Origin of the sequence: Bacteroides sp. L008 (assembly GCF_040812255.1) — a bacterium.
GTDB classification, from domain to species: Bacteria; Bacteroidota; Bacteroidia; order Bacteroidales; family Bacteroidaceae; genus Bacteroides; species Bacteroides vicugnae.
Genome location: NZ_JBFNXO010000001.1, coordinates 852004 through 865025, shown reverse-complemented (window position 1 = coordinate 865025; position 13022 = coordinate 852004). Strand labels below are relative to the sequence as shown.

Genomic DNA, 13022 nt, shown 5'->3' with positions numbered 1-13022 from the left:
CACATATGTTACAGTTTCTGAGTAATCTCTGCCCTATCTTTGCAGAAAAAAAAGATTATGGAACAATTACATGCTCATGAAGTCCTCCACATGATGGAAGGAAATAGCTACTCGGAATCATCATTGCGGGAAGCAATCATTAAGAAGTTTGGCTCACAGCAACGTTTTTATACTTGCTCGGCAGAAAACATGGATGTAGATACCCTTATCGAATTTCTCAAAATGAAAGGGAAGTTTATGCCTGCTGAAGATGGATTCACAGTAGATATCACTAAAGTTTGCAAGCATTGATTGGCGGATAATATCCGCCAATCCCATTTTAGGGGATAAATAGCTGCAAATTTTTCTGTTTTTATTAGCCCGATTCACGAATTTCATCTATATTTGTCAATAGTGAATGATAAAACAAATGTTGAATTTACAGAAAAAACGGGTATGAAAAAACAATATGTCAGTCTGCTTGCAATTATACTTTCGGTAAGCGGCTTTTTGTTTTCTTGTCATGACAAGATGAACAAAAACACAGGTGCGTTACAGTTTGATAGCATTCAAGTGAATAAGACAGCGCACCTCTTCAATGATACAGCCAAACCGGCCTGCAATATTATTATTAATTTTGCTTATCCGGTAAAATCATCGGATGATATGCTGAAAGACAGTCTGAATACTTATTTCATTTCGGCCTGTTTCGGTGATAAATACATCGGTGAAAAACCGGAAGAAGTTGTAAAGCAATATACCGAGAATTATATCAGCGAATACCGACGCGATCTCGAGCCTATGTATACCGAGGATGAGAAAGACAAGGAAGACGAATCTTCCATCGGTGCCTGGTATTCTTATTATAAAGGTATAGAGAGCCATGTGCAACTGTATGATAAAGACCTGCTTGTATACCGCATCGACTATAACGAATATACCGGAGGTGCACATGGTATTTACATGGCAACTTATTTAAATATGGACCTCACCCTGATGCGTCCGCTCCGTCTCGATGATATTTTTGTCGGAGACTACAAAGATGCATTGACCGACCTGATCTGGAATCAGCTCATGGCGGACAACAAAGTGACCACTCACGAAGCATTGGAAGACATGGGATATGCTTCAACCGGTGACATCACTCCGACAGAGAATTTCTACCTAAGCAAAGAAGGAGTCACCTTCTATTATAATGTATATGATATCACTCCTTATTCTATGGGACCTGTAAAGGTAACAATCCCATTTGCTATGATGGAACATCTATTAGGCAGTAACCCGATTCTGGGAGAGCTGAAAAATTAAAATTCATAAAAAGCTGAACACCAATGAATACCCTGTTGTTATCACTTCCATGTGACAAAATAGGATATTCATCCACATCTATCATTCAAAACTTATAATTCAAAATTCAAAAGTGGAAATCATACTGAAATATTTTCCTGATCTGACGGAAGAGCAGCGCAAACAATTCGCAGCTCTATACGCCCTCTACACTGACTGGAATTCAAAAATCAACGTTATCTCCCGCAAGGACATTGAGAATCTATATGAGCATCACGTGCTCCATTCATTAGGCATTGCCAAAGTCATCCAATTCCGCCCCGGAACCAGCATCATGGACTTGGGTACAGGAGGAGGTTTTCCCGGCATTCCTTTAGCAATCCTGTTTCCCGAGGTAAAATTCCACCTCGTAGACAGCATCGGCAAGAAAGTACGTGTAGCAACCGAAGTGGCAAATGCCATCGGACTGAAAAATGTGACTTTCCGCCATGCCCGTGCAGAAGAGGAGAAACAAACGTTCGACTTTGTTGTCAGCCGTGCCGTAATGCCTTTGGCGGATTTGATTAAGATTATCAAAAAGAATATCTCTTCGAAACAACAGAATGCATTGCCCAACGGACTTATCTGTCTCAAAGGCGGTGAACTGGAGCACGAAACAATGCCGTTCAAACATAAAACGGTCATTCATAGCTTGAGCGACAACTTCGAGGAAGAGTTCTTTAAAACAAAAAAAGTGGTATATGTTCCGATTTAAACAAGACTATATGTTCTGATAGATGATAAATCATAGAGAAACCATGAAAATAAAAAGATTTGAATTTAATATGTTTCCCGTAAATTGCTACGTATTATGGGATGACACTAAAGAAGCAGTCATAATTGATCCGGGCTGTTTCTATGAAGAAGAAAAGCAGGCACTGAAAAAGTTCATTCTGACCAATGAACTGAATGTAAAGCATCTGCTGAATACTCATTTACACCTGGATCATATCTTCGGAAATCCGTTCATGCTAAAAGAATTCGGATTATCGGCAGAAGCAAACAAAGCAGACGAGTACTGGATTGACGAAGCACCGAAACAAAGCAGAATGTTTGGTTTTCAGTTGCAGGAAGAACCTGTACCACTGGGCAAATACCTGCATGACGGAGATATCATCACTTTCGGACATACCAAACTGGAAGCGATACACGTGCCCGGACATTCACCCGGCAGCTTGGTGTACTATTGCAAAGAAGACAACTGCATGTTCTCCGGCGACGTCCTGTTCCAAGGCAGCATCGGCCGCGCTGATCTCACAGGAGGTAACTTCGATGAACTGATAGAACATATTTGCAGCCGTTTATTTGTTCTCCCCAACGAAACAGTCGTTTATCCGGGGCACGGTGCTCCCACGACTATCGGAATGGAGAAAGCTGAAAACCCATTTTTTAGATAATAAAAAAAGAATAAGTATCAAGTATTAGGTATTAACAAGGTGAATCGCCCATTAACTGCGGTAATACTTAATACTTGATACTTAACACTTAATTTAATACTTGATTATTATGAAAACCGATTTGTTAGCTAGCCGTCACATCGGCATCAATGAACAAGATACAGCCATAATGCTCCGCAAAATTGGCGTGAACTCACTGGACGAACTGATTAATCAGACAATTCCCGCCAATATACGGCTGAAAGAGCCACTAGCATTGACTAGTCCGCTGACGGAATACGAATTTGGAAAACACATCGCTGAACTGGCAGCTAAAAACAAACTATATACTACATATATCGGTTTGGGATGGTACAACACGGTCACTCCGGCCGTTATCCAGCGGAATGTATTCGAAAACCCGGTATGGTATACTTCTTACACTCCGTACCAGACAGAGGTATCGCAAGGACGTCTGGAAGCATTGATGAATTTCCAGACAGCCGTATGTGACCTTACTGCCATGCCACTCGCCAACTGCTCACTTTTGGACGAAGCAACTGCCGCCGCCGAAGCCGTAAGCATGATGTATGCCTTACGCTCTCGCGCACAACAGAAAGCCAATGCGAACGTAGTCTTCGTAGACGAGAATATTTTTCCGCAGACATTAGCTGTTATGACTACACGTGCCGTACCCCAAGGCATCGAACTACGTGTAGGCAAATATAAAGATTTTGAACCTTCACCGGAAGTGTTTGCCTGTATTCTGCAATATCCGAACTCACATGGAAACGTAGAGGACTATTCCGAATTTACCGAAAAGGCACATGCTGCAGACTGCAAAGTAGCTGTTGCCACTGATATTTTAAGTCTCGCCCTGCTAACTCCTCCGGGAGAATGGGGAGCAGATATTGTATTCGGAACCACACAACGCCTAGGTACTCCAATGTTCTATGGCGGTCCATCGGCTGCTTTCTTTGCTACCAAAGATGAATATAAACGGAATATGCCGGGACGAATCATCGGATGGTCCAAAGACAAATATGGCAAGCTCTGCTACCGAATGGCTTTACAGACACGTGAACAACATATCAAACGGGAAAAAGCAACTTCAAATATCTGTACCGCACAGGCACTATTAGCTACTATGGCAGGCTTTTATGCTGTTTATCACGGTCAGGAGGGTATCACTACAATTGCATCGCGTATACACAGCATTACTGTATTTCTTGAAAAGCAATTAAAGAAATGCGGATATACACAAGTCAACGCTCAATACTTTGACACCTTACGTTTCGAATTGCCCGAACACGTTTCGGCACAGCAAATCCGTACGATAGCACTTACCAAAGAAGTTAATCTGCGCTATTATGAAAATGGCAATGTCGGTTTCAGCATTGACGAAACAACAGACGTGGCAGCTGCCAATGTGTTGCTCTCGATTTTTGCCATTGCCGCCGGAAAAGATTATCAGAAAGTGGACGATATTCCGGAAAGAAGCAATATCGACAAGGCTTTGAAACGTACAACGCCTTTCCTGACACACGAAGTATTCAGCAAGTATCACACGGAAACAGAGATGATGCGTTACATCAAACGTCTGAACCGCAAAGATATTTCTCTTGCACAATCTATGATTTCCCTCGGTTCATGTACAATGAAGCTGAATGCAGCCGCGGAAATGTTGCCTTTAAGCCGTCCCGAGTTTATGGGTATGCACCCGCTGGTCCCGGAAGATCAGGCAGAAGGTTATCGTGAATTAATCAAGAACCTAAGTGAAGATTTGAAAGTTATCACCGGATTTGCAGGAGTCAGCCTACAACCCAATTCGGGTGCCGCGGGAGAATATGCAGGCCTTCGTGTGATTCGTGCCTATCTCGAAAGTATCGGTCAGGGACACCGGAACAAAGTCTTGATTCCGGCTTCGGCTCACGGAACAAATCCTGCGTCAGCTATACAGGCAGGCTTTGTGACTGTTACCTGTGCATGCGACGAGCAAGGGAATGTAGAAATGGCCGACTTGCGTGCAAAAGCAGAAGAGAATAAAGATGATTTGGCTGCACTGATGATTACTTATCCTTCTACACATGGTATCTTCGAAACCGAGATAAAAGAGATTTGCGACATCATTCACGCCTGTGGTGCACAAGTATATATGGATGGAGCCAACATGAATGCACAAGTAGGATTAACCAATCCGGGATTCATCGGTGCGGATGTCTGCCACTTGAATCTTCATAAAACATTCGCTTCCCCTCATGGTGGCGGAGGTCCAGGAGTCGGTCCTATCTGCGTAGCCGAACATCTGGTTTCTTTCCTTCCCGGACACGGAATCTTCGGCAACTCACAAAATCAAGTATCAGCAGCTCCATTCGGCAGTGCAGGTATTCTGCCTATCACATATGGATATATCCGTATGATGGGTGCGGAAGGACTGACACAGGCAACTAAAATTGCGATCCTGAATGCCAATTATCTGGCTAGTTGTCTGAAAGATACCTATGGAGTTGTTTATCGGGGAGCCAACGGTTTCGTAGGACACGAAATGATTCTGGAATGCCGGAAAGTACATGAGGAAGCAGGTATCTCGGAGAATGATATTGCCAAACGTCTGATGGATTATGGTTATCATGCTCCTACCCTCTCTTTCCCTGTCCACGGTACGTTGATGATTGAACCGACAGAAAGTGAAAGTCTGGCAGAACTAGACAATTTCGTAGATGTCATGCTGAATATCTGGAAAGAAATTCAAGAAGTAAAGAATGGCGAAGCGGATAAAGATGATAATGTATTGATTAATGCTCCTCATCCGGAATACGAAATTGTAAGTGATCGTTGGGAACACTCATATACACGCGAGAAAGCAGCCTATCCTATAGAAAGCGTACGTGATAATAAATTTTGGATAAATGTAGCTCGCGTAGATAACACCTTGGGAGACCGCAAACTGTTGCCAACCCGATATGGATCTTTTGACTGATATGTCCTTTTGAAACAGGGCAGACAGTCTACCTAAATCAGGAAAGATAGTATAAAAATAAAGCGGCGTTTTAGGAGTCCTAAAGTGCCGCTTTAAGTATCGTAAGACACCGCTTTAAGCGTATTGAGGTGTCGGACCAAGAACATCAAGATACCGCTTCAAGAATAATGAAATGTCGTTTCACAAATAGAGTGCCGGGTATTTCTATTCCACGATGGTTATCGCACCGGCTTTTATCTTTTTCTCTTTCATCGGAATCTTAGGATCGGCATATCCCAGAGCTACACAACCGTAGACTTTATGATTGGCAGGAACACCTAAAGCAGTAATAAATTCACGAACCTCCGGATCGTCACATGTTGTTCCCAACTGATTGATCCAACAAGAGCCGATACCTAAAGACTGGGCAGCCAGAAACATATTTTCTATAGCACAGGCACAATCCATACCAGCCCACCATTGAGTAGGCTCATTAGATACAATCACTAAAGTCGGAGCATGATAATAGCAACAATAAGTCTTGCTATGTCCACGTTCCTGCAAACGAGAATCGTCGCTTTTTGCAAAAGCTCCTTTAATCCGTTCATTCAGTTCTGTCAACTTATCCATATTTTGAATAGCTGTAAAATGCCATGTTTCCAAATGCATTCCACTCGGTGCATAAGTTGCAGCTTCCAAAATAGCCTGCAAATCCTCTTCTGAAACTTGCTGGCCTGTATAAGCCCGTACGCTACGGCGTGCTTTCATGTTCTCTAAAACTTCATTTGTTTTCATGGATAACAAGTATTTTATATAAGTATGTCATCATTATTAGTTTGACTCATCAATGCTTCGTACTTTTCTACCGTTTGACCAGCCCAATCTTTGCATTCAGTTTGAAATAATAGACTCCATTCTCCCTCTCCAAAAATCCGTATTTGTCTTTCTCTAAAGATCCTTTTTCTAAACGAGTATTTAGAAACAAGAAATCCTCCATTATTTGCTTTTCCGATTTATGATAACAGAGCACTTCTCCACTTCCATCCACCAACAGAATACCTTCCACAGCCGAATCCAATCCATTGTAAATCTTTGCAGGACGCATTCCCAATGCTAATGCCATCAAGAACTGCTTCATCTTGAATTCATAGAACTTATGCTTATTGATTAGTTCATCTTTAATCTTCAACGGATTCATTTGTTTGATAATTTCTGTCAACTCACCAATACGGGAGATGCCATCCAAATGCATGATACGAACCATTTCTGTCAGTACACGTGGAAAATGCAGATCAATCATCAACAGATTACTGCGGAACACACGGTCGGCTACATCAGCGTATTTAAGTACGCCACCCAAACGTTCGATCATCATCATCCGTTCGGCAACCTCATTCGGAGATTCAGGCAAAGCATTGATTTTATTCACTGTTGGAGTAGCAAATTTGATTCCGCTCTGTTCCAATTTAAGATTCGCTGCACGTCCTCCGTCCAGCAACGGATTCATTGCGCCCAATCGTGAGCGGACATTGAACCCTCTTAACGGAGCTTTCGGATGCCAAAATGCAACGGAAAAATCTGTACGATCTTCTGTTTTTGCTTCCAAATCGAAAATGGCAGCTTCGTCTAAAAACTCTTCTACTCCTTCCGGAGAAGCAACATCATTTTCCGAAGAAGATTTCACAGCCTGCAATATCAGATCAGCTACAATACCAAAATCTTCACGAGGCATGGACTTACTCCCATTCTCTCCTTCTATACGAATCGTATCTTTTTCAATATAATATTGACGTGTTCCATCATGTTCTTCCCGTTGAATCATTGCAACAGGCCAAAATGTATCTCCCGCCTTTGCTTCTGCCGTGCCTAACACTACTTTTCCGTCTGCTAAGAGACGAAAGAAAGAATAGAGTTCGCACCATTCTTTTTTGGTTGCTTCAAATGCCATATATTTTTGTTCTTCTTTATTTTACTACAAATGTTTTATCTTAATCCTACTACTGAATTTTCCTAACTATGAGTTGCTTCTACTGATTGATAACCTGCGGTAAGGCTACAGACGACACAACCGGAGGAACTATATGAGTCACCTCCTCCAATGGAGGGAGCTTGCCTACTTGTGCAAACAGGGAATTTCGTATCCATTCTCTAGGAGTGACTATGATAAATCGTCCCGTCCAACAACCATCAAAATAGGAAGGGTTACCCGGCTGTTTCTTAATAGGATAACAGATGTTTTCTCCTTTAGTCCGCATCTCCGGCGAACGTCCGGGATCATTCACCCACACATGTTTATCATCAATGCCGCGAAGTACCATCCAATGCCCTCTCGGACCGGGACGCAAACCACGAACTGCGCCTGTATATCTCACATTCACAAGCACAGGAATGCCACGATCAATATAATCTTTCAATATCCGGTAATCTTTCTGCTGGAAATGTTCGGCACTTATCATGTTTTCATAATAACGTGTCAACGAATCAATTTCAAAAGAATAATATCCTCCCTGCCCTATCGAAGTACGGCGACGGAAAGGAGCACGTTTTTTCAGAAAGTAATTCCGCTGATATTCAATTAGTTTCTTTTCTGCATCCTGGGCTGTACGTTGTGTATCAGCCGTCATTCCCTTAAAATAATCAAAGACCATTAACGAAGAAGCCAGAGAGCAATGCGAGTAAGGACATCCCGCGATTTTCTGCGAATACCACGGAACAGGAATATTATTAGGAGCCAGTTTTTGAGCCTCCTGTACTTGTGCTTGCGCCTGAACGCTTATCCATACAAAGGAACTTAAAAACAGACTAAAAAATATGTGACATTTATTTATCATGCGATCCACTCTCTATCTTTATTACCACTCTAATACTTTACCTACAACATATTCTCATCATCAAGGATCCGCGCTGTCTCCACCTTCTCCAAACGTGCACGCAACTTAGACATCATCGAACGACGAATCCGCAATGTCATGCTACAATCCATATCATACGACTGATTAAGAATCTCCGGTTCTTCTTCTTTCACAATGCGCATAACATCGTTCATAAAAGGATATTCAAACATTACCGTCACCTCCTCATCTACCGTCTTTTCTATAATGGTAGCGGCAGCAATAGCTTCAGCAGCAGCAGCCTTGTAAGCAACGATCAATCCGCTCGTTCCCAATTTGATTCCTCCAAAATAACGGACTACTATAATCAGTATATCCGTCAGTTCATTCGAGTTTATCTGTCCGAGAATGGGTTTACCCGCTGTTCCGGAAGGTTCTCCATTATCATTGGCACGGAAATCCTTTCGTGCAGCTCCCAACATATAAGCATAGCATACATGCCGTGCATCATAATACTTTTTCTGATACGTTTCAAGATGCATCTTTATCTCATCGAGAGTACGCACAGGAAGGGCTATAGCAATGAACTTGCTTCGTTTTTCCGTATAAATACCTTCGGAAGGCTCAATGATGGTTTTATAAGTATCTTCAGCAGTCATGTTGCAAAGATACGGCTTTAATAAGAAAAGTCAATCTATCGTTTGGAAATATTAATGTTCCACTTATCAATGACAGGTAGTTGGAGGGATTGAAAATAGTGACGCTATCCAATAAAAATAGTGACGGTATACCACAACGATACCGTCACTATCCCGGGCATATCCCGTCACTATTTTTTCTACATCAATCAAGCGTCACATCTATTGATATAATTCCCGTCAACAATGATTTTCGCATAACAGATATTTCTTAATCTAACTTATGAATCACCAGCCCTGAACGGAGTTTCGGTTCAAACCAAGTAGTCTTCGGCGGCATAATATTGCCTGTATCTGCAATATCCATCAACTGTTTCATAGATACAGGATAGAGAGCCAAAGCCACTTTCATTTCACCACTATCCACACGCTTCTTGAGCTCTCCCAATCCACGGATACCACCTACAAAATCAATACGTTTATCAGAACGCAGATCCTTTATGCCTAAAATTTCATCCAAAATCAGGTTGGAAGAGATTGTAACATCAAGCACCCCAATAGGGTCGTTATCATTATACGTACCGGCCTTAGCGGTCAAGCTATACCATTTACCACCCAAATAGAGTGAAAAATTATGCAAGCCGGACGGTTTATAGATGTCCGCGCCTTTTTCTTCTACTACAAAGTTTTTATCAAGTGCAGCCAAGAATTGTTCAGGAGTCAAACCATTAAGATCTTTCACCACACGGTTGTAATCAATAATGGTCAACTGATTTGCCGGGAAGCAAACAGCCATAAAGTAATTATATTCTTCATCACCGCGATGATTTGGATTCAGTTTTGCTTTCTCTGCTCCCACCAATGCAGCAGCGGCAGAACGGTGATGCCCGTCAGCAATATAAAGGGCAGGCATTTTAGCAAATTCGGCAGTAATTGCAGCAATATCTGCCTCCTGGTCGACAATCCAGAAAGTATGTCCAAAACCATCACCCGGAGCGATAAAGTCATAAACCGGCTTATTTGCTGTATATTTCTTTATTATAACATCCAACTTCTCATTGTCAGGATAAGCAAAGAAAACAGGTTCAATATTAGCGTTGTTCACACGTACATGTTTCATACGATCCTCTTCCTTGTCACGACGGGTAAGCTCATGCTTCTTGATAACCCCGTTCATATAATCCGGGACATAAGCACCGACTACCAACCCATATTGTGTTTTCCCGTTCATCGTCTGGGCATAGATATAATAGTTTTCCATCTTATCCTGCACCAACCAGCCTTTGTCCTGAAACAGTTGGAAATTCTCGGCAGCTTTAGCATACACCTGTTCGTCATGTTCATCCGTACCAACAGGGAAATCTATTTCCGGTTTAATAATATGATAAAGAGACTTCTCGTTACCTTCCGCTTCTGCGCGGGCTTCTTCAGAATTCAATACATCATAAGGACGTGAAGCGACCTGTTCTACAAGGTCTTGCGGAGGACGAATGCCCTTGAAAGGTTTGATTATTGCCATGATATTAGTATTTTATATGTAAAAAATTAAAGCCACAGACTTCTTGAAAATCTGTGGCTCAAATATACTACTTATTTCTAAAAAAGACATTCTGCAACGGATTGTTTTTATTCAGATACTACCATAGTTATCCTAAAAAATCCGGCTGACTTATTCAGAATCTTATTTGTTTACTCTAAATTTCTCGCAACCATCTTTCAAGAAGCCAACAATTTGTTGAGCGGCAGCAATACCGGCATTGATATTTGCTTCAGCAGTTTGAGCCCCCATCTTCTTGGGAGTTGAGAAATAACGTCCGGCAAACTTTTCTGCAAACTCTGCGTTAGCAGCAGGCATGATATCTGTGATATATTTGAAGTCTGCACGATCTTCCATCAATTTAATCAGTTCTGCTTCATTAATCACTTCCTTACGGGCAGTGTTTACCAACATAGCACCTTTCGGCATATCTTTCAACAGAGCATAATTGATAGAGTTCTTTGTTTCGGCAGTTGCCGGAATATGAAGAGATACCACCTGGCAAGTCTTATACAATTCTTCTGCAGAATCAAGTGCTTTCACACCATCTTTTTCGATTACTTCTTTCGGACAGAATGCATCATAAGCATACACTTCCATTCCGAAACCTTTGGCAACACGAGCTACATTGCGACCTACGTTTCCATAAGCATGAATACCCAATTTCTTGCCCATCAATTCCGTACCGGAAGTTCCGTTATAGAAGTTACGGACAGCATATACCATCATACCCAAAGCAAGTTCGGCAACAGCATTAGAGTTCTGTCCCGGAGTATTCATCACACATACATTGTGAGCAGTGGCAGCAGCCAGGTCAACGTTGTCATATCCTGCACCGGCACGGACTACGATTTTCAATTCTTTAGCAGCATCCAGCACCTCTGCATCAACAATATCGCTACGGATAATGATAGCATTAGCATCTTTTACTGCATCCAGCAATTGAGCCTTATCAGTATATTTCTCAAGTAAAGCAAGCTCAAATCCGGCTGCTTCTATTTCTTTACGGATACCATCTACTGCAACTTTAGCAAACGGTTTTTCAGTAGCTACAAGTACTTTCATAATCTAATTCTGTTTATAAAGACTCACCACAGATTACCCAGATTCTCACAGAATTAAAAAATCTGCGTCCGTCTGTGTAATCTGTGGTGAAAATATTATTAATGAAGTTTTTCAAATTCCTGCATGCAGTCGATCAAAGCCTGTACGCTTTCTTTCGGCAGAGCATTGTAGCAAGATGCACGGAAACCACCTACAGAACGGTGTCCTTTGATACCTACCATGCCTCTTTCAGTAGCAAACTTTAAGAAGTCCGCTTCAAATTCCTTGTATTCAGGAGCCATTACGAAACAGATATTCATGCGTGAACGGTCTTCTTTGGCAGCAGTACCAACAAACATTTTGTTACGATCGATTTCAGCATACAGCATATCAGCCTTTTCGATGGCACGACGTTCCATTTCTTTCACACCACCCTGTGCTTTGATCCAGCGCAGGTTCAACAATGCAGCATAGATAGGCACTACCGGAGGAGTATTGAACATAGAACCGTTATCAATGTGTGTCTGATAGTTCAGCATTGACGGGATGTAACGGGAAACCTTACCTACAGCGTCATTCTTAACGATAACGAATGTAACACCTGCAGGAGCCAGATTCTTTTGTGCACCACCATAAATACAGATATATTTAGAAACGTCGATCGGACGTGAGAAAATATCAGAAGACATATCGGCAATCATCGGAACTGGAGAATCGAGGTCTTTCTTCAATTCTGTACCGTAAATTGTGTTGTTAGTCGTGATGTGGAAATAATCTGCGTCTGTTGGGATTGTATAATCTTTGGGGATATAAGTATATGTAGCTTCAGCAGAGGAAGCAACTTCTACAACTTCACCAAACCCTTTAGCTTCTTTCATTGCTTTCTTTGCCCATACACCAGTGTTCAGGTAAGCAGCCTTTTTTTCGAGGAAGTTATAAGGAACCATGCAGAACTCCATACTAGCACCTCCGCCCAAGAACAGTACCGAATAGCCTTCGGGGATATTGAGTAATTCCTTGAATAATGCCTCTGCTTCGTCAACCACAGGTTGGAAGTCTTTGGCGCGGTGGCTGATTTCCATCAAAGAGAGACCAGAGCCGTTGAAATCTAAAATAGCCTTCGCTGTATCCTCTATCACCTCACGCGGAAGAATGGAAGGTCCTGCATTGAAATTATGCTTTTTCATTTGAAGTTTGTTTTTGGTTTAACAATTTCGTTACTTTTGTCTTTTGACCTTGCGAATTTACGAATTTATTTCCGCTGCACAAATCTTTCCTTATAAAAATACTGTTTTAAAGCAGATTTCCCTTTCTTTTTATTGGTTTATACAG

General features: G+C 41.9%; 12 protein-coding genes. 5 read left to right on the top strand and 7 right to left on the bottom strand.

The window, feature by feature from the left end:
* The first annotated feature begins 57 nt into the window (after nucleotides 1–57).
* From AB3G73_RS03585 to gcvP, 5 genes are all read left to right on the top strand, one after another.
* Nucleotides 58–291 carry a YecH family metal-binding protein gene (locus AB3G73_RS03585; RefSeq protein WP_074557207.1) on the top strand — a complete coding sequence of 78 codons (234 nt, stop codon included), beginning with the start codon at nucleotides 58–60 and terminating at the stop codon, nucleotides 289–291.
* 144 nt (nucleotides 292–435) lie between these two features.
* Nucleotides 436–1287 (top strand): DUF3298 and DUF4163 domain-containing protein, encoded by an 852-nt coding sequence (locus AB3G73_RS03580; protein ID WP_074557205.1) that lies wholly within the window; start codon nucleotides 436–438, stop codon nucleotides 1285–1287.
* A 112-nt stretch (nucleotides 1288–1399) separates the two neighbouring features.
* Nucleotides 1400–2020: a 16S rRNA (guanine(527)-N(7))-methyltransferase RsmG gene (rsmG, locus tag AB3G73_RS03575; RefSeq protein ID WP_217722242.1), complete on the top strand. Its 621-nt coding sequence runs from the start codon at nucleotides 1400–1402 to the stop codon at nucleotides 2018–2020.
* Nucleotides 2021–2063: 43 nt separating this feature from the next.
* A complete protein-coding gene (locus AB3G73_RS03570) occupies nucleotides 2064–2702 on the top strand; it encodes an MBL fold metallo-hydrolase (RefSeq protein WP_367742820.1) in 639 nt (212 codons plus the stop codon).
* A 109-nt stretch (nucleotides 2703–2811) separates the two neighbouring features.
* Nucleotides 2812–5661, top strand: a complete 2850-nt coding sequence (gene gcvP / locus AB3G73_RS03565; RefSeq protein WP_367742818.1) for an aminomethyl-transferring glycine dehydrogenase — start codon at nucleotides 2812–2814, stop codon at nucleotides 5659–5661.
* Between the two features lie 204 nt (nucleotides 5662–5865).
* Here the strand turns inward: gcvP and AB3G73_RS03560 are convergent, their stop codons facing one another.
* The 7 genes from AB3G73_RS03560 to serC form a co-directional block, all read right to left on the bottom strand.
* On the bottom strand, nucleotides 5866–6435 hold the full coding sequence (locus AB3G73_RS03560) for a nitroreductase (RefSeq protein ID WP_074636536.1): 570 nt from the start codon (nucleotides 6433–6435) through the stop codon (nucleotides 5866–5868).
* A gap of 67 nt (nucleotides 6436–6502) precedes the next feature.
* Complete coding sequence (locus AB3G73_RS03555) at nucleotides 6503–7588, bottom strand: HpaII family restriction endonuclease (RefSeq protein ID WP_148367240.1); 1086 nt, start codon at nucleotides 7586–7588, stop codon at nucleotides 6503–6505.
* Nucleotides 7589–7667: 79 nt separating this feature from the next.
* A complete protein-coding gene (locus AB3G73_RS03550) occupies nucleotides 7668–8471 on the bottom strand; it encodes a C39 family peptidase (RefSeq protein ID WP_229128642.1) in 804 nt (267 codons plus the stop codon).
* 41 nt (nucleotides 8472–8512) lie between these two features.
* Entirely contained in the window at nucleotides 8513–9130 is a 618-nt protein-coding gene (locus AB3G73_RS03545; protein ID WP_074636540.1) for a YigZ family protein, read from the bottom strand.
* Nucleotides 9131–9380: 250 nt separating this feature from the next.
* Nucleotides 9381–10628: a DUF1015 domain-containing protein gene (locus AB3G73_RS03540; RefSeq protein ID WP_148367242.1), complete on the bottom strand. Its 1248-nt coding sequence runs from the start codon at nucleotides 10626–10628 to the stop codon at nucleotides 9381–9383.
* 162 nt (nucleotides 10629–10790) lie between these two features.
* Nucleotides 10791–11711, bottom strand: a complete 921-nt coding sequence (locus AB3G73_RS03535) for an NAD(P)-dependent oxidoreductase (RefSeq protein ID WP_099145779.1) — start codon at nucleotides 11709–11711, stop codon at nucleotides 10791–10793.
* A gap of 98 nt (nucleotides 11712–11809) precedes the next feature.
* Nucleotides 11810–12877: a 3-phosphoserine/phosphohydroxythreonine transaminase gene (gene serC / locus AB3G73_RS03530; RefSeq protein ID WP_099145780.1), complete on the bottom strand. Its 1068-nt coding sequence runs from the start codon at nucleotides 12875–12877 to the stop codon at nucleotides 11810–11812.
* Between the last annotated feature and the right edge of the window lie 145 nt (nucleotides 12878–13022).